The organism is Lysobacter enzymogenes (genome assembly GCF_900106525.1).
Lineage (GTDB): Bacteria > Pseudomonadota > Gammaproteobacteria > Xanthomonadales > Xanthomonadaceae > Lysobacter > Lysobacter enzymogenes.
Genome location: NZ_FNOG01000012.1, coordinates 96258 through 112849 on the forward strand (window position 1 = coordinate 96258; position 16592 = coordinate 112849).

Sequence of the window (16592 nt, forward strand, 5' to 3'; positions counted from 1 at the left end):
CGCAAGCGGCCGGGTCACTTTCTTTGTCTTGCCAAAGAAAGTAACCAAAGAAAGGCGCTTTCCTTGTTTTCGAATCAAGAGCCACTAAGGTTCGGCGCTTGCGCAGGGATGCGCCACACAGGCCATCCATGGCCTGGGTGGCGCACGGCGCACATCCTGTGCGCCGCCCTATCGGGTCTACGACTGCCTGTGGCGAGTTCGGGGCGGCGGGGGAAGCGGGGGCAGCAGCAACGGCAATAGCTATAGCTGCGGCGGAGGAGCCGGTTCTACACATCTGTGCGACCGCAGTTAAACTCTCCCCATGCCACCCGATTCCACCGCCGACTCGCTGGGATTGTTTCCTCTGCACACCGTGCTGCTGCCCGGTGCGAGCTTGGGGCTGCGCGTGTTCGAGCGTCGCTATCTCGATCTGGTGCGCGAATGCGGCCGTCAGGGCCGCGGCTTCGGGGTGTGTCTGATCATGCAGGGCGAGGAGGTCGGCGAGCCGGCCAGTGCCGCCGCCTATGGCACCGAGGCGCTGATCGAGGATTTCGGCACCGGCGAGGACGGTCTGTTGACCTTGCGCGTGCGCGGCGCCCGTCGCTTCCGCGCCGAGCGTGCGCGGGTGCGCGACAACGGTTTGCAGGTGGCGCAGGTGCGCTGGTGCGAGCCCGATGGCGATGAAGTGGTGCAGCCGCAGCATTCGCTGCTGGTCACTTTGCTGGAGCGCTTGCTCGAGCAGGCTGGCGGCGAGCATGCACTGGCGCCGCATTCGCGTCTGGACGACGCGGCCTGGGTCGGTTGGCGTCTGGCCGAACTGCTGCCGCTGTCGTTGCCGCAGCGGCAGATGCTGTTGCAACTGGACGATCCGCACGAGCGGCTGGAGCACTTGCTCGCGTTGCTGCCATGAGCGCAGTCCGATCGCGATTGGCGACGCTCGCCTGCGAGCGCAGTGTCTCGAAGCGCCGCTTGCTTTAAGCGCGGCGCTCGATAAACGACCCGATCCCGAAAGCCGCCACGTGCCTAGAAGCCGCCGGCCTCAACCCGCAGCGCTCAAGGCGCCGCCTGCGGCCCTGTGTACTGCGAACGCAGCCGCAGCACTTCCACGCCGTTCTTCGGATGCGCCTGCTGCACGGTGGTGTAGCCGATCAGCGCGCGGCGCACCTGCGCGTGGGCGACGCCGTCGTCGGGCTGCGGCAACCACAGCGCCGCCGCGTCGAACGGTTTGTTGAGCTTGAGCGTCTGGGTGGTGCCGATCCACAGCGGAGTGCCGTCGGACAGCACCGCCGGCGCCGGCCACAGGCGCAGCGCGTACTGCACATCCGGGGTCGGGCCGTCGCGCAGCATCAGCAGCGATTCGGCCTGTGCGTCCAGCGTCGCCGGCAGCACCACTTGCTCGCGCGGCGGGGTGTCGTCGTCGAGCAGGGCGATGGTGTTGAGCCAGCCGGCCTGTTCCTGCACGCGCCAGCCGGCGGCTTCCAGGGTCGCGCGCAGCGGCGGCAAGGGGCCGGCGACCTGCAGGTCCAGCGGCCAGCGCCGGCGCGCGTCGCGCTCGTTGCGCTGCGCCGGCAGCGTGCTCCAATCGTGCTGCCACCAGCGCTGCGCGTCCAGCACCGTGCTCGGCTTGGCCGAGGCGAACTTGGCCAGCAGCGGGTCGGCCGCGCGCGGCGCGTGCCACAGCGCCGCGACCGCGAACACGCTGTAGAACAGCCACGCCAGCGGCCGCATCCAGAACGAGCGGGCGACGTGGCGGCGATAGGCGATGCCCAGCGCCAGCAGCCAGAAAATGCCGAACAAGGTGCCGCCGATCAGGTCGCTGGGCCAGTGCGCGCCCAGGTACAGGCGGGCGAAGCCGACCAAGGTGGTGATGACGCCGGCCAGCAAATACGGCCACACCCGCTGCCGCCCCGGCAGCTCGCGCGCGATCAGCACGGCGAAGAAGCCGAACACGATGGTGGTCATGGTCACCGCCACCGACGGGAAGCCGAAGCCGGCCGGCGCGGTCGGCGGGCGCGGCATGTCGATGGCCCATTCCAGCAGTGAGGTCAGCGCCAGGCCGAACACGATCGCCGCGACCCAATGCGCCGCGGCCATCCAGCGCCGCCGCCAGGCCAGGTAGGCCAGCACCGCGATCGAAGCCGGCGCCAGCACCATCGGATCGCCCAGGCAGGCCAGCGCCGCCATCAGCCGGTCGGCCAGCGGATTGCGCAGGGTCCACATGAACTCGTGCACGGTGTGGTCGATCTGCAGCGGCCCGCCGCTGGCCAGCAAGGTCGCCAGCAGGGTGAACCAGATCCAGCTGATCGCCAGCAGACACACCGCCAGCATCACCAGCGAGGCCGATTCGGGGCGGTTGGGATCGATCAGCGCGCCGGCGTAGCGGCCCAGGCGCGGATGCGCGCGGGTCCAGCGCAGCGCGCGCGCGAGCAGGTTGTCGGCGTGGTTGGCGAACCAGCGCCACGTGTAGAGCACCCCGGCCCACACCGCCGCTACCGCCACCAGCAACGCGCCCAGCACCCAGCCCGGGGCGAGGAACAGCGCCGACCAGGTCACGCAGGCGAACAGGCTGGGAATCGCGTAGCGGCGCATCGGCATGTGCAGCATGCCGGCGATGGCCGGCACAAACGGCCGCACCGCGCCGACGAAGCGCGCGATCACGATGCTCTTGCTGCCGTGGCGGTGGAACAAGGTCTCGCCGCGGTCGATCCATTGCGGATACTTCGAGAACGGCCAGCGCTGGCGCAGTTGCGGCCCCCAGCGGTGGCCGATCCAGTAGCTCAACCCGTCGCCGGCGAAGGCGCCCAGGGTCGCGCAAGCCAATGCATAGGGACCGTTGATGTGGCCCAGCCCGACCAGGGTGCCGACCGCGAACAGCAAGGGCAGGGCGGGGACGGCGATGCCGAGGATGATCAGGGCGTCGCAGAACGCAATCAGGAAGATCACGATGCCTGCGGCGATGGGATGGGCCGCGATCCATGCGGTCGCGCTTTCGAGCCAGGCGGAATCCATCGGTCGATTATAGGCAGGGCGGGCTGTGGCGAGGATGAAGCGGCGGCGTGACCGAACGCACTGGGCGTGACCGTCGGTGACGGCCTGTAACCCGGCCGGGAGCGGCCCGCCGATGCCCGCGCAGGGCCCCGTCGGGCCGGGCCGCGCCGGCGCGAAGTACACTTCACCGCATGTCGGAAGTGATCGAAGTGACCGCGCTGAAGGCCGATAGTTTCGGCCGCATCGCCCTGATGCGCGACGGCCGCGGCCTGTTCGTGCGCCGCGACCTGGGCCACGTGCCGTGGTGGCTGCGGCTGCCGGCGTGGTGGCTGGCGCGGCGCGAGGCGCGCGCGCTGCAGCGCATCGCCGGCCTGGAGGCGACCCCGCAGTTGCTCGGCTGGGACGGGCGCAAGCTCGACCGCAGCTACCTGGCCGGCGCGGCCATGTACCAGCGCCCGCCGCACGGCGACCTGGCCTATTTCCGCAGCGCCCGGCGCCTGCTGCAGCGCCTGCACCGGCGCGGGCTGGCCCACAACGACCTGGCCAAGGAAGCCAACTGGCTGGTGCTGACCGACGGCGCCCCGGCGATCATCGATTTCCAGCTCGCCGTGCGCGGCGACCCGCGCTCGCGCTGGATGCGCCTGCTTGCGCGCGAGGACTTGCGCCATCTGCTCAAGCACAAGCGCACCTATTGCCCGCAGTTCCTGACCCCGGTCGAGCGGCGCGTGCTCAAGCGCCATTCCTGGGTGCGCGAGCTGTGGTTCGTCACCGGCAAGCCGGTGTACCGCTTCGTGACCCGGCGCATCCTGCATTGGGAAGACAACGAGGGGCAGGGGCCCAAGCCCTGAGCGATGCGGCCGGACTCTCGCGCACGGCGCGCAAGCGATGAGGTCATCGACGACACGCATTCGAAGCGCGACGTTTCAAACACCATCGTTTGAAACGTACGGTCCGGCTTGCGCGACCGCGGTGGCGAACGCGCCCTACGGACCAGCGCCGCGTCCGGCATTGGGTTTAGGATGAGGCCGCACGCCGCGCCGCGCGCGCGGCGATCCGCGTTCCGGTCCCCTCTCGATTCCAGGCCGCTCATGTCCACTCTCCAAGGCAAGACCCTCTTCATCACCGGAGCCTCGCGCGGCATCGGCCGCGAGATCGCGCTGCGCGCCGCGCGCGACGGCGCCAACATCGCCATCGCGGCCAAGTCGGCGGTGGCCAATCCCAAGCTGCCGGGCACGATCCACAGCGTCGCCGCCGAAGTCGAGGCCGCCGGCGGCCGCGCGCTGGCGCTCAAGTGCGACATCCGCGAAGAAGACGAAGTGCAGGCCGCGATGGCGGCGACCGCCGACGCGTTCGGCGGCATCGACATCCTGGTCAACAACGCCAGCGCGATCTGGCTGCGCGGCGCGCTGGACACGCCGATGAAGCGCTTCGACCTGATGCAGCAGGTCAACGCGCGCGGCAGCTTCCTGTGCGCGCAGGCCTGTTTGCCGTATCTCAAGCAGGCCGCCAACCCGCACATCCTGACCCTGGCGCCGCCGCCGAGCCTGGACCCGAAGTGGTGGACGCCGCACACCGGCTACACCCTGGCCAAGATGGGCATGAGCTTCGTGACCCTGGGCCTGGCCGGCGAATTCGGTCCAACCGGAGTAGCGGTCAACGCCCTCTGGCCGAAGACCATAATCGCCACGGATGCCCTGAACATGATCCCCGGCATCCCCACCGACCGCTGCCGCAAACCGCAAATCGTCGCCGACGCCGTGCGCGAAGTGCTGGTGCGTCCGGCCAAGGACTTCTACGGCCATTTCCTCATCGACGAGGAGGTGTTGAAGGAAGCCGGCGTGACCGACTTCGAGCAATACGCGGTGGAGCCGGGCAAGCCGCTGCTGCCGGATCTGTTCCTGGATTGATCCGCGTCGCAGCCGGATGCCGCGCAAGAAAAAAGCCCCGCGGATGCGGGGCTTTTCTTTTTGCGGGCGACTTAGAGCGCAGGTTCCGGCAACGCCGCCAGATTCACGTTGGGCCGCGCGTGCGAACGCTTGCGGGTGAACACGGTGCCGGCGACTTCCGCGCGGCTGAAAAAGCCGGTGTTGCGCAGATAAAACGCCGGCGCGGCCGCGCCGCCGGTGATGTCCAGGCGCTGGCGGTTGCTCGCGGTCGCATCGACGGTGAAGCGCGCGGACGTCATTTCGGTCCAGGCGCCGGTGTTGCTCACCGCCCACTGATTGCCGTACCAGGCCTTGCGGTCCAGATAACCCAGGGCGGGGTTGAAGCATTCGATGAAGGAGTACACGCCCTTTTGATAGGTCGAGGCGCCGTCGTACTTCCAGGTGGCGATGAACTTCCACGGGCAATCGCGCCGGCCGTTCGCGCAAGGCAGGCCGAACCAGGCCGAATACAGCGTGCTGCCGTTGCCGTCCGGATGGGCGCGGGTGATGAAGCGGTAGGTCTGGCCGGGCTTCCAGTCGTAGCGCAGGAAGCTTTGGCCGCCGGTGCCTTCGCCGCCGAAATCCTGGGCGACGACGTCGGGGCCCTTCTTCAACAACGTGGTCTTGCCGGTCGGCGAATCCCACACCGAGAACAGCACGCGCCGTTCGCTGGCCGAGTTGACCTGGATGCCGGAATAGCCGCCGTTGAAGCCGTTGGCCATGAAGTAGGTGCCGATGTGGTCGTGGCCCCTGGGCACGGTGACTTCGCTGTAGAAATACTCGGTGTTGTCCGGCACCGAGAAGCCCAGGTGCCCGGACGGCCCGCGCCGCGACCAGTAGAAATTGGCCGGGTCGTTGGCGAACACCAAGCCCGCGGACGTGGCGCTGCCGCCGACTTCCAATCCGCTGATGTCGCCGTAGTAATCGCCGTCGCTGCGCACGCCGCGCAGGTCGACCTTGACGTAGCCGGGCCGCGACACTTCGAAGCGGCCGGCCGGGAAGGTGGTCGCGCCGCTGGCCAGCACGGCGAGCCGGCGCTGGCCTTCGACCGAAACCTCGACCGTGCTGCGGGTCGCGCCGTTCAAGCCGCCGACCAGGCTCAGATCGAGCTGGCCGGGCCGCTTGACGTAGAAGTAGACGCTGGCGACGGCCTGTTTCGAACTCCAGTTGTGCAGGCCGGTATCGTCGACGAGTTCTTCGCCGGCGGACGCGGTGCGGGTGATGAAGGCGTTGCCGCCCAGCGGGACGACGGTCTTGGTTTGCGCGAGCGACGCGCCGGACAGCAGCGCGAGCGGCAGCAGCGCGAGTGACAGCAGAAGCCGTGTAGCGGTGGATCGCATGGTCGTTCTCCGTGTGCGGGAGGGATCGCCGTCGGGCGGCCTGACGCGGCCGTCCGAATCCTGGGTGCGCATCGGCGCGTGCGGCGCGAGGATGCGTCGGCGGCGATTACTCCGCCGCTTTGCGGGCAGCGTCAATGCAGGTCGCGGCGTGTAAATCCGCGCGTCAACGGCGGCGCGGGATTGCGCCGGAACAATCGCGCCGTGAAAGTTTTCGCGCGCGCCGCGGACAGGGAATCCGTCGCAAAACGCGCGGAAGGGCGGTTGCGGCGAGGCGATGCGGCGAAGGGCAGGCGGAGAAAACGAAAGCCGACGCGGGCTCAAGCTTTCGATGCTGCGGCGAGGATAGGCGAATCCGATTCCCGCGGCGGCGCGGCAGGATTTCGCATGCGCAAACGCAGCGGCCGGCGCCGCGAAGGACGCCGGCCGCCGCGCTCGGATCGCTTATTTCTTCGGCTGCTTCAACGCATCCGACAGCGAATACAGCAGATCGACATAGAACCGCTCCACCTGCGCCAGCCCGGCGATCTTCGAGCCCTTGGCCGGCTCGACCACCATGTATTCGTTCGGCGCGTGCGCGCCGCTGCCGTGGCCGAGCCCGCCGGAAATCATCGGCAGGCCCAGGGTCTGGGTGAACACGTAATACGGCGCGCTGCCGGCGATGCGCGGCGCCACCGGCGGGGTTTGGCCGTACTTGCGGTACACGCTCAGCGCGGCCTGGGTCAGCGGCGCCTGCACCGAGGTCTGCGCCGGCGGATAGCCCGACAGCTTGCGGATCTCGATGTCCTGGAAGCCCTGGTCGTCCAGGCGCTTGCGGATCAGCGCCAGCGCCTGGTCCGGGGTCTGGTTCGGCACCAGGCGCGAATCGACCTTGGCCACCGCGCGGTGCGGCAGAATCGTCTTGACCCCTTCGCCGGTGTAGCCGGCGACCAGGCCGTCGATGTTGAGCGTGGTGTCGAACAGCTCCGCCGCGGTCGCATCGCGATAGTCGCGGCCGTTCTTCCAGCGCGCCGCGCCCAGCGATTCGAGCTGCTTGGCCGGCTCGGCGCGGTCGCGCACCACGCCGTTGAACAACTGCTGCTCCTCGCGGTTGGGCGCGCGGATCGCGTCGCGATAGCCGGGCACGGCGATCTCGCCGTCCGGCCCGGTCAGCGTCGCCAGCGCCTGCACCAGGCGCCAGCTCGGCGAATCGAGCTTGGCCGCGAGCGAACCATGCACCTCCGAGCGCTGCGGACCGCCGCTGGTCGGATTGCCCTTGGCTTCCAGCTCCATATAGAGGATGCCCTTCACGCCGAGGAACATCGACGCGCTGCCGTCGCGGTCCTGGGTGTTCATCGGGAAGAACACGCCGTCGGCCTTGCGCAAGGTGTCGGCGTACTTGGCCACCACTTCGGGATAGTGCGGCGAGCCCAGTTCCTCTTCGCCTTCGGCCAGCACGATCAGGTTCACCGGCGGCTTGCCGCGGGTCTTGATCACCGCGTCCAGGGCGTTGAGGAACGCGCGCTGCGGGCCCTTCTGGTTGGTCGCGCCGCGCGCCATCAACACCTTGCCCAGGCCGGGTTCGTCCACCAGCGAACCGGCGAAGGCGTCGACCTTCCAGCCGGTCGGCTCGATCGGCTGCACGTCGTACATCATGTACACCACCAGGGTGTGCTCGGCGCCGGCGTCGTAATAGCCGTACACGCCGGGGTGGCCCGTGGTCGGCACCAGCGCGGTGTCGCGGAAGCCCAACTGCTGCAAGTCCGCGCGCAGCAGTTCGGCCATCTGCGCGATGCCCTTGTTCTGCGCGCTGATCGAGGGCTGGCGAACCCAGCGTTGCAACTGGGCGAGGTTGTGCGCGCCTTGCTTGTCGAGATAGGCGTAGACGTCGGCGTAGTCGCCGGCGAACGGCGCGACCGAGGCCGCATCGAAGGCGGCGGTCTCGGTGATGGCGATCTTCGGCGGCGGCGCGGCGCCGGCGGCGGGAACGAAGCCCGCGAGCGCGACGGACAACAACGAAGCGGACAGCAGCGAAGCAGACAGCGGCACAACGGTACGGCGACGGCGCATGGCGTTTCCCCTCGGCATGGACGGTGTCGGCCCGGGGCGCCGCGCGCGGCTAGCCCATGGGCGTGGGCAGATGATGCCCGCAATTGCGGCAGAACAGCGCTTCCGGGTCGTGGCCTTCCAGCCCGCACTGCGGGCAGCCGCGGCGATCGAGGTGGCCGCGCTCGTGGCTGGCCTCGCGCAGGCTGCTGGCCAGCTCGGCGGTGTAGATGCCGGTCGGCACCGCGATCACGCTGTAGCCGATCAGGATCAGCACCGAGGCGATGAAGCGGCCCAGCGGCGTCGCCGGCGCGATGTCGCCGAAGCCGACCGTGGCCATGGTGACGATGGCCCAGTACATGCCGGTGGGGATGCTGGTGAAGCCGTGCTCGGGGCCTTCGACCACGTACATCAGCGCGCCGAAGATCACCACCACGGTCAGCACCGCGCTGATGAATACGAAGATCTTGCGCCGGCTGCGCCACAGCGCGCCGACCAGCATGCCGCCTTCTTCGACGTACTGGGTCAGCTTGAGGATGCGGAACAGCCGCAGCATGCGCAGCACCCGCACCACCAGCAGGCTCTGGCTGCCCGGGATCAGCAGCGACAGGTAGGTCGGCAGGATCGACAGCAGGTCGATCAGGCCCCAACTGCTCAGCGCGTAGCGCCACGGCCGCCGCACCACCGCCAGGCGCAGGCCGTATTCGATGGTGAACAGCACGGTGAAGATCCACTCCAGCCCGTACAGCCAGCCCGACCAGCGCGCATGAAAGCGCGGCACGCTGTCGCCCATGATCACCAGCACGCTGGCCAGGATCAGCCCGATCAGCAACAGGTCGAAATTGCGCGACGACGGGGTGTCGTGGCGGTAGATGATGTCGAACCAGCGCCGGCGCCAACCCGATTCGGTGGCCGGGTTGAGTTGCGGGTCCAGCAGAAGTCGCATGCCTGTCCTCTCCTCGCGGGCCGGTCATTTTGCCTCGCCCGCGCCAGCGCGGCGTGATGCCCGCAGCCGCGCCTGCACGCGCCGGGGCGACCTGCGACAATGGCGATTCTCCTCCCAGCCCACGCCTTGCCGCCCATGGACACCGCCTCGCTGTACGCCCTTTCCGAGCGCTACTACCTGCCCGTCTACCGCCCGCGCCGGATCGTGCTCGACCACGGCAAAGGCTCGCGGGTGTGGGATCTGGACGGGCGCGAATACGTCGACTTCGGCGCCGGCATCGCGGTCAACGCGCTCGGCCACGCGCACCCGGCGCTGATCGCGGCGCTGACCGAGCAGGCCGGCAAGCTGTGGCACACCAGCAACGTGTTCGTCAGCGAGCCGCCGCTGCGCCTGGCCGAACAACTGGTGTCGGCCTCCGGTTTCGCCGAGCGCGTGTTCCTGTGCAACTCCGGCGCCGAGGCCAACGAGGCGGCGATCAAGCTGGCGCGCAAGTGGGCCACCGGCGAAGGCCGCGAGCCCGAGCGCCGGGTCATCCTGAGCTTCCGCGGCAGCTTCCACGGCCGCACCCTGGCCGCGGTCACCGCCACCGCCCAGCCCAAGTACCACGAAGGTTTCGAACCGCTGCCGCCGGGCTTTCGCTACAGCGAGTTCAACGACCTCGCCGCAGCCGAGGCGGCGATGGCCGACGGCGCGGTGTGCGCGGTGCTGGTCGAGCCGGTGCAGGGCGAGGGCGGGGTGACGCCGGCCAGCGAGGCCTTCCTGCAAGGCCTGCGCGCGCTGTGCGACCGCCACGGCGCGCTGCTGATCCTCGACGAGATCCAGTGCGGCATGGGCCGCACCGGCGAGCTGTTCGCCTGTCATGCCTATGGGGTGACGCCCGACGTGGTGACCCTGGCCAAGGCGCTCGGCAGCGGCTTCCCGATCGGCGCGATGCTGGTCGGCCCCAAGCCGGCGCAGTCGATGCAGTTCGGCGCCCACGGCACCACCTTCGGCGGCAATCCGCTGGCGGCGGCGGTGGCCGGCGCGGCGTTGCGCGAGCTGCGCTCGCCCGAGCTGCTGGCCAATGTCGCCCGCCAGGCGCAGGCGATCCGCGCCGGCGTCGCCGCGCTCGACGCCGAACTGGGGCTGTTTTCCGAAGTGCGCGGCCGCGGCCTGATGATCGGCGCGCAGCTGCGCGGCGAGCATGCCGGCAAGGCCGGCGAAATCCTCGACCGCTGCGTCGAACAAGGCCTGCTGCTGCTGCAGGCGGGGCCGGACGTGCTGCGCTTCGTGCCGGCGCTGAACATCGGCGACGCCGACATCGCCGACGGCCTGCAGCGCCTGCGCGCGGCGCTGCTGCAGTTCCTCGGCCGCTGAGCCGGGCCGGATGATGGACTGCGTGTTCTGCCGAATGCTCGCCGGCGCCGCGCCGGCGAGCTTCGTGCATCGCGACGAACACGTCGCCGCCTTCGTCGACCTGCGTCAGGCGGTCGACGGCCACGTGCTGATCGTGCCGAACCGGCACGTGGAAACCTTGTACGAACTCGACGAAGACACCGCCGGCCGGCTGATGGCGCTGGCGGTGCGGGTGGCGCGCGCGCTCGCCGCCGACGGCGCGCCGCCCGGGCTCAACCTGTGGCAATCCAACGGCCACGCCGGCGGCCAGGAAGTCCCGCACGTGCACCTGCACGTGCAGCCCAGGCGGATCGGCGACGGCCTGATGCGCGTCTACCCCAACGGCGTTCCCGCGCCGACCCCGCGCGAAACACTCGACGCACTGGCCGCGCGCATCGCCGCCTGCCTCTGACGCAGCGCTCCGAAGCCCCCTGTAGGAGCGGCGCAAGCCGCGACCGCGACACCGCGCAAACGGCGCAAGCCGTGCGAACAGCGCAAACGGCCGCCCCGCGGCCGCAGCTCGCGCCGATCCCGCAGCGGCTTCGGGCGGCTACGAAACCCCGCAAATCCATGGTCTTTACCCGCAGCCACGATTCAAACGATAATAATTCTCGTTTGCCGTAGCCTCCGGAGCCACCCCCTCATGTCCCGCCGCCGCCCCTCCCTGGCGCCCCTGACCCTGGCCATCGCTTTTTCGCTGACCTTGCCGGCCTTCGCCGCGCACGCCGCCGAAGCCGCCCCGGCCGACGCCGACGCCGACCGCAAGGCCACCACGTTCGACCACGTCGTCGTGCAGAGCGTCGGCGACGGCTACAAGGCCGCCACCGCCGTCACCGCGACCAAGACCGAAACGCCGATCAGCGAGACCCCGCAGGCGATCACCGTGGTCACCCGCGAGCGCATGACCGACCAGGGCGCGCTGAGCGTGCAGGAAGCGCTCGGCTACGCCGCCGGCGTGCGTTCCGACGCCTATGGCCTGGATTCGCGCGGCGACTGGACCCTGATCCGCGGCAGCTCGCCGACGGAGTACCTCGACGGCTTGCGCAGCTCGTTCAATTACTACACCAGCTCGATGCGCACCGATCCCTACATGCTCGAGCGCATCGAAGTGCTGCGCGGTCCCTCGTCGATGCTGTTCGGCCAGGGCAGCACCGCCGGCGTGATCAATCTGGTCAGCAAGCGCCCGCAGGCGCAGGCGCAGCGCGAGATCGGCGTGCAGCTCGGCAGCTTCGAGCGCCGCCAGGTCAACGCCGACTTCACCGGCCCGCTGACCGCCGACGGCACCTGGCTCTACCGTATCGTCGGCGTCTACCGCGACAGCGAAACCCAGGTCGACCAGGTCGACGACGACCGCCGCCTGATCGCGCCCTCGCTGACCTGGAAGCCGAGCGAAGACACTTCGCTGACCCTCCAACTGCGCTGGCAGCGCGACCGCACCGGCTCGACCGCGCAGTTCTTCGGCTGGAGCGGCCTGCTGGCGCCCAATCCGAACGGCCGCGTGCCGATCGACCGCTACATCGGCAACCCCGGCGATCACTACGACACCGACCGCACCACCGCGGGCTGGCAGTTCGAGCACCGCTTCAACGAAAACTGGAGCGTGCGCCAATCCTTCCGCGCCGCACGCAACAAGGTCGACTACGTCAGCGTCTACGGCAATCCGTTCGCGAGCCCGCTGGCTCCCTTCGTCGATCCGCAGCAGCGCCTGCTGCCGCGCGAAGGCTGGTTCGCCAAGACCGAAGTGCGCATGCAGAACATCGACCAGCACGTCGAAGGCCGGTTCAAGACCGGCGCGGTCGAGCATCAGATGCTGGCCGGCCTGGACGCCTCGCGCTTCAAGCAGGACGAGGCGCAGATGTTCGACACCGTCCCGCCGATCGACATCTTCGACCCGGTGTACGTGCCCTATACGCAGCCGCCGCTGCCGGCGCCGGTCAAGAGCAGCCAGCGCCAGCTCGGCGTATACCTGCAGGACCAGATGAAGGTCGGCGAGCACTGGATCGTGGTCGCCGGCTTGCGCCACGACCGGGTCAAGAACGGCATCGTCGGACAGCGCGACGAAGACTCCAGCGCCACCACCAAGCGCCTGGGCGTGATGTTCCACGACTGGGCGGGCTGGTCGCCGTACCTGAGCTACAGCGAATCCTTCACCCCGCTGGCCGGCAGCAACGCCATCACCGGCGCGCGCTACACCCCGCAAGAGGGCGAGCAGATCGAAGCCGGCGTGAAGTTCGAACCGGCGGGCCGCGACCTGAGCTTCACCGCGGCGACCTACGAACTGCGCGAGAAGAACCGCCTGATCGCCGACCCGCGCAATCCGAACACCAACATCCAGGCCGGCAAGACCAAGGTCAGCGGCCTGGAACTCGAGGTGACCGGCCGGTTGACCGAGTCGTTCGACATCACCGCGCACTACAACTACCTCGATAACGATAAGCAGCTCGAAGCCACGCCGCGCCATCAGGCCGCGGTCTGGGGCAAGCAGCGTTTCAGCCTCGGCGGCCGCGAGGGTTTCGCCGCCGGCCTGGGCCTGCGCTACATGAGCGCCTTCGACAGCCCGCCGGCGCCGACCACGCCGTCGGTGACTCTCGCCGACGCGCTGGTGTCGTACGAAACCGGCGCATGGCGCTGGGCGCTCAACGTCAACAACCTGACCGACAAGCGCTACTTCAGCATATGCATGGGCCGCGGCGATTGCTGGTTCGGCGCGCGCCGCAACGTCGGCCTGAGCGCTACGTTCTCGTTCTGATCGATCCGGCGGTTGCGACAACAAAAAGGGCCGGCTGATCAGCCGGCCCTTTCGTTTGTGCGACCGCGGCGATGCGCCGCAGCGATCACAACGCCGCGAACGCCGCCCGCGCCGCTTCCAGCGTGTAGGCGATCTCGGCTTCGCCATGCGCGCTCGACACGAACCCGGCCTCGAACGCCGACGGCGCCAGATACACGCCGCGCTCGAGCATGCCGTGGAAGAAACGGTTGAAGCGAGCTGTATCCGAGGCCTTGGCGTCCTCGAAGGTTTCCACCGGCCCCTCGCGGAAATACAGGCCGAACATGCCCGGGGCGCGGGTGGTGTGGAAGGCCACGCCGGCCTCGCGCGCGGCCGCTTCCAGGCCGTCGCACAGCACATGGGTGCGGCGCTCCAGGTCGGCGTGGAAGCCCGGCGCCTGGATCAGCGCCAGCGTCGCCAGCCCGGCCGCCATCGCCACCGGATTGCCGCTGAGCGTACCGGCCTGGTAGATCGGGCCGGACGGCGCGACCTGGCTCATCAGCTCGCGGCGGCCGCCGTAAGCGCCGACCGGCATGCCGCCGCCGATGATCTTGCCGAAGGTGCTCAGGTCCGGCTCGATCCCGTACAAAGCCTGCGCGCCGCCGAGGGCTACGCGGAAACCGGTCATCACTTCGTCGAAGATCAGCAGCGCGCCGTGCTTGCTGCACAGCGCGCGCAGGTGCTGCAGATAGCCCTCGCGCGGCAGGATGCAGTTGGCGTTGCCGACGATCGGCTCGATGATCAGGCCGGCGATTTCGTCGCCGACTTCGTCGAACAGCTGGGTCGCAGCATCGAAATCGTTATAGGGCAGGGTGAGGGTGAGGTCGGCCAGCGCCGAGGGCACGCCCGGCGAATTAGGCAGGCCCAGGGTCATCACGCCGCTGCCGGCCTTGACCAGGAAGCTGTCGCCGTGGCCGTGATAGCAGCCTTCGAACTTGACGATGCGGCTGCGGCCGGTGGCGCCGCGGGCGACGCGGATCGCCGACAGGGTCGCCTCGGTGCCCGAGTTGACCATGCGCACCATCTCGCAGCTCGGCACGATCTTGACGATCTCCTCGGCCATCGCCACTTCCAGCGCGTTGGGCACGCCGAAGCTCAGGCCGTCGCGCATGGTGCGCTCGACCGCGGCGAGCACCTGCGGATGGGCGTGGCCGGCGATCATCGGGCCCCAGGAGCCGACGTAGTCGACATAGCGGTTGCCGTCGACGTCGTACAGATACGCGCCTTGCGCGCGCGCGGCGAAAAACGGCTCGCCGCCGACCGATTTGAACGCGCGCACCGGCGAGTTGACGCCGCCGGGCAGCAGTTGCGAGGCGCGGGCGAACAGTTCGTGCGAGCGGGCGTTATTCATGGGCAGGGTCTTCGAAGCAGGAAAGGTAGGCGCGCGCGGCGGCGGCCGGGTCGGGCGCGTCGAACACGCCGCTGATGACCGCCAGCAGATCCGCGCCGGCGCGCACGAGGCTGCGCGCATTGTCCGGGGTGATGCCGCCGATCGCCACCCGCGGCAGGCCCAGCGGCGCGGCCTGCGCCAGCAACTGCGGCGCGGCGCGGCGGGCGTGCGGCTTGGTCGGCGAGGGGAAGAACGCGCCGAAGGCGACATAACTGGCGCCGTGGGCGGCGGCCGAGCGGGCCAGGGCGATGTCGTCGTAGCAGGACGCGCCGACGATGGCCTCGGGCCCGAGCGCGGCGCGCGCGGCCGCCAGCTCGCCGTCGTCCTCGCCCAGGTGCGCGCCGTCGGCGCCGATCTGCGCGGCCAGCCGCCAGTCGTCGTTGACGATCAGCGGCACCGCGCGCGCGCGGCACAGCGGCAGCAGCGCCAGCGCCTGTTCGCGGCGCAGCGCGGCGTCGGCGTCCTTGTTGCGGTATTGCAGCCAGGCCGCGCCGGCGTCGAGCACGGTCGCCGCGCGCGCCAGCAGCCGCGCGGTGTCGGGCTCGTCGGGCGTGATCGCGTAGAGGCCGCGGCGCGGCCAGGAGGGGTTCATCGGGTCGGCTTCCGTCGCAGAGGGCGGGGTGGGACAATGCGCGTCCCATACGAACCGCATTATCCGCCCATGTCCGACGCCGCCGCGACCACCGCCTACCGCACCTGGATGTGCGTCGTCTGCGGCTTCATCTACGACGAGGCGCAGGGCCTGCCGGAAGAAGGCCTCGCCCCGGGCACCCGCTGGGCCGACGTCCCCGACACCTGGACCTGCCCCGATTGCGGCGTGACCAAGGACGACTTCGAAATGATGGAAGTCTGAGCGCCCGTCGGGAGCTCTCTGCCGGCGCGGCGCAATCAGCGACCGCGCCAGTCGATCTACGGCGTCGCCGCCCTCACTCGATTCCCGGCCCGAACTTCATTTCGGCTCCGTTTTCCAGCTTCAACCGCTCCGCCTGCCCGGCGTTGAGCTCCAGCACATACCGCGCCGGCGCCTCGCTCGGATAAGGCGGGCAGCGGTCGCCCGCCGAACACGGCGGCACGTTGCGCTGCTGCGACACCAGCCGCCGCTTGGAATCGAAATACAGGATATCCAGCGGAATCTTGGTGTTCTTCATCCAGTAGGCCTGCAGGTCCTCGCTGTCGTGCACGAACACCATGCCGCGATCGGCCGGCATGTCGTCGCGGAACATCAGCCCGCGCGCGCGCTCCTCGTCGGTCTTGGCTACCTCGACCGCGAAGCGCTGGCCGCCGACTTCGACCCAACTTCCGCCTCCGCTGCCGGCGCAAGCGGCGAGGCCCAGCAGGCAGGCGAGCAGTACAGCAGAGGTCTTCGACATGGCCGGTTCCTTGGGCGCTGGACGATGCGGCGAACATCGTCCAGCGGCCCGACGGCGTCAAGACGAAAGCGCCATGAAAATTCTTTTGCCGACCCCCTTCCCGAACCCGGGGCGCATCTGCATAATGCGCGGCCCGCCGACAGCAGCATCGATCGGCGGGACGCGCGGAAGGCGGCGGTTTCGAAACGTGTTGACGGATCGAAAACATGCTGTACGATGCGCGGCCCGCAAGCAGATCAGCGCATGCGGGAACGCGCAAAAACAGCGGTTTTCGACGAGTGTTGACGAATCGAAAGCAGGCTGTAAGATGCGCGGCCCGGCAAGCGGAACAGCGCTTGTAGGGAGCGCGGAAAACGGCGGTTTCGGTGAGTGTTGACGAACTGAAACGAAGCTGTAAGATGCGCGGCCCGGACGACGGATGGTGAGGTCGGACGGAGCGCGGTACGGCAGGCGGTTTCGACGGGTGGTTGACGAAACGAAACGATGCTGTA

The 16592-nt window shown here is 69.3% G+C and carries 14 protein-coding genes and 1 pseudogene; 7 read left to right on the forward strand and 8 right to left on the reverse strand.

Annotation, left to right across the window (positions count from 1 at the left end; genetic code table 11):
• Positions 1–301 precede the first annotated feature (301 nt).
• On the forward strand, positions 302–889 hold the full coding sequence (locus BLU84_RS23610; RefSeq protein WP_074872944.1) for an LON peptidase substrate-binding domain-containing protein: 588 nt from the start codon (positions 302–304) through the stop codon (positions 887–889).
• A gap of 143 nt (positions 890–1032) precedes the next feature.
• Here the strand turns inward: BLU84_RS23610 and BLU84_RS23615 are convergent, their stop codons facing one another.
• A complete protein-coding gene (locus BLU84_RS23615; RefSeq protein ID WP_074872947.1) occupies positions 1033–2988 on the reverse strand; it encodes a bifunctional DedA family/phosphatase PAP2 family protein in 1956 nt (651 codons plus the stop codon).
• Between the two features lie 170 nt (positions 2989–3158).
• Between BLU84_RS23615 and BLU84_RS23620 the strand changes: the two genes are divergently transcribed.
• Together BLU84_RS23620 and BLU84_RS23625 are read left to right on the forward strand one after the other, a co-directional pair.
• Complete coding sequence (locus BLU84_RS23620) at positions 3159–3815, forward strand: protein kinase family protein (RefSeq protein WP_074872950.1); 657 nt, start codon at positions 3159–3161, stop codon at positions 3813–3815.
• Between the two features lie 240 nt (positions 3816–4055).
• Positions 4056–4874 (forward strand): SDR family oxidoreductase, encoded by an 819-nt coding sequence (locus BLU84_RS23625; protein WP_074872952.1) that lies wholly within the window; start codon positions 4056–4058, stop codon positions 4872–4874.
• 71 nt (positions 4875–4945) lie between these two features.
• On the opposite strand, the gene BLU84_RS23630 is transcribed toward BLU84_RS23625, so the two are convergent.
• The 3 genes from BLU84_RS23630 to BLU84_RS23640 all read right to left on the reverse strand — a co-directional run bounded on the left by BLU84_RS23630 (position 4946) and on the right by BLU84_RS23640 (position 9200).
• The gene (locus BLU84_RS23630) at positions 4946–6232 is read right to left on the reverse strand and encodes a DUF3472 domain-containing protein (protein WP_074872955.1); all 1287 of its coding nucleotides are present in this window, start codon (positions 6230–6232) and stop codon (positions 4946–4948) included.
• A gap of 441 nt (positions 6233–6673) precedes the next feature.
• Complete coding sequence (locus BLU84_RS23635) at positions 6674–8278, reverse strand: M20/M25/M40 family metallo-hydrolase (protein ID WP_139175217.1); 1605 nt, start codon at positions 8276–8278, stop codon at positions 6674–6676.
• 49 nt (positions 8279–8327) lie between these two features.
• Positions 8328–9200 carry an ion transporter gene (locus BLU84_RS23640; protein ID WP_074872958.1) on the reverse strand — a complete coding sequence of 291 codons (873 nt, stop codon included), beginning with the start codon at positions 9198–9200 and terminating at the stop codon, positions 8328–8330.
• Positions 9201–9335: 135 nt separating this feature from the next.
• On the opposite strand from BLU84_RS23640, the gene BLU84_RS23645 reads away from it, so the two are divergent.
• From BLU84_RS23645 to BLU84_RS23655, 3 genes are all read left to right on the forward strand, one after another.
• The gene (locus tag BLU84_RS23645; RefSeq protein WP_074872962.1) at positions 9336–10556 is read left to right on the forward strand and encodes an acetylornithine/succinyldiaminopimelate transaminase; all 1221 of its coding nucleotides are present in this window, start codon (positions 9336–9338) and stop codon (positions 10554–10556) included.
• A gap of 13 nt (positions 10557–10569) precedes the next feature.
• Positions 10570–10986, forward strand: a complete 417-nt coding sequence (locus tag BLU84_RS23650) for an HIT domain-containing protein (RefSeq protein ID WP_074873033.1) — start codon at positions 10570–10572, stop codon at positions 10984–10986.
• Between the two features lie 231 nt (positions 10987–11217).
• On the forward strand, positions 11218–13323 hold the full coding sequence (locus BLU84_RS23655) for a TonB-dependent siderophore receptor (RefSeq protein ID WP_074872965.1): 2106 nt from the start codon (positions 11218–11220) through the stop codon (positions 13321–13323).
• A gap of 85 nt (positions 13324–13408) precedes the next feature.
• Here BLU84_RS23655 and hemL read toward each other — a convergent pair whose 3' ends face one another.
• Together hemL and thiE are read right to left on the reverse strand one after the other, a co-directional pair.
• Positions 13409–14692, reverse strand: coding sequence for a glutamate-1-semialdehyde 2,1-aminomutase (hemL, locus tag BLU84_RS23660; protein ID WP_074872969.1), 1284 nt, complete (start codon positions 14690–14692; stop codon positions 13409–13411).
• The gene (gene thiE / locus BLU84_RS23665; protein ID WP_074872972.1) at positions 14685–15323 is read right to left on the reverse strand and encodes a thiamine phosphate synthase; all 639 of its coding nucleotides are present in this window, start codon (positions 15321–15323) and stop codon (positions 14685–14687) included. Before thiE ends, hemL begins: the two co-directional genes overlap by 8 nt.
• 26 nt (positions 15324–15349) lie before the next feature.
• On the opposite strand from thiE, the pseudogene BLU84_RS23670 reads away from it, so the two are divergent.
• Positions 15350–15584 (forward strand): annotated as a pseudogene (locus BLU84_RS23670) (rubredoxin); the annotation flags it as partial.
• 73 nt (positions 15585–15657) lie between these two features.
• Here the strand turns inward: BLU84_RS23670 and BLU84_RS23675 are convergent.
• Both BLU84_RS23675 and BLU84_RS27620 read right to left on the reverse strand, forming a co-directional pair.
• Complete coding sequence (locus BLU84_RS23675) at positions 15658–16101, reverse strand: DUF192 domain-containing protein (RefSeq protein ID WP_074872975.1); 444 nt, start codon at positions 16099–16101, stop codon at positions 15658–15660.
• 236 nt (positions 16102–16337) lie between these two features.
• The coding region (locus tag BLU84_RS27620) for a hypothetical protein (RefSeq protein ID WP_211664598.1) at positions 16338–16592 on the reverse strand (255 nt) is incomplete at its 5' end.

Coding starts and splice junctions, on each gene's coding strand:
- BLU84_RS23625 (WP_074872952.1), top strand. CDS start 4,056: ATGTCCACTCTCCAAGGCAAGACCCTCTTCATCACCGGAGCCTCGCGC.
- thiE (WP_074872972.1), bottom strand. CDS start 15,323: ATGAACCCCTCCTGGCCGCGCCGCGGCCTCTACGCGATCACGCCCGAC.
- BLU84_RS23615 (WP_074872947.1), bottom strand. CDS start 2,988: ATGGATTCCGCCTGGCTCGAAAGCGCGACCGCATGGATCGCGGCCCAT.
- BLU84_RS23675 (WP_074872975.1), bottom strand. CDS start 16,101: ATGTCGAAGACCTCTGCTGTACTGCTCGCCTGCCTGCTGGGCCTCGCC.
- hemL (WP_074872969.1), bottom strand. CDS start 14,692: ATGAATAACGCCCGCTCGCACGAACTGTTCGCCCGCGCCTCGCAACTG.
- BLU84_RS23650 (WP_074873033.1), top strand. CDS start 10,570: ATGGACTGCGTGTTCTGCCGAATGCTCGCCGGCGCCGCGCCGGCGAGC.
- BLU84_RS23635 (WP_139175217.1), bottom strand. CDS start 8,278: ATGCGCCGTCGCCGTACCGTTGTGCCGCTGTCTGCTTCGCTGCTGTCC.
- BLU84_RS23630 (WP_074872955.1), bottom strand. CDS start 6,232: ATGCGATCCACCGCTACACGGCTTCTGCTGTCACTCGCGCTGCTGCCG.
- BLU84_RS23655 (WP_074872965.1), top strand. CDS start 11,218: ATGTCCCGCCGCCGCCCCTCCCTGGCGCCCCTGACCCTGGCCATCGCT.
- BLU84_RS23645 (WP_074872962.1), top strand. CDS start 9,336: ATGGACACCGCCTCGCTGTACGCCCTTTCCGAGCGCTACTACCTGCCC.
- BLU84_RS23640 (WP_074872958.1), bottom strand. CDS start 9,200: ATGCGACTTCTGCTGGACCCGCAACTCAACCCGGCCACCGAATCGGGT.
- BLU84_RS23620 (WP_074872950.1), top strand. CDS start 3,159: ATGTCGGAAGTGATCGAAGTGACCGCGCTGAAGGCCGATAGTTTCGGC.
- BLU84_RS23610 (WP_074872944.1), top strand. CDS start 302: ATGCCACCCGATTCCACCGCCGACTCGCTGGGATTGTTTCCTCTGCAC.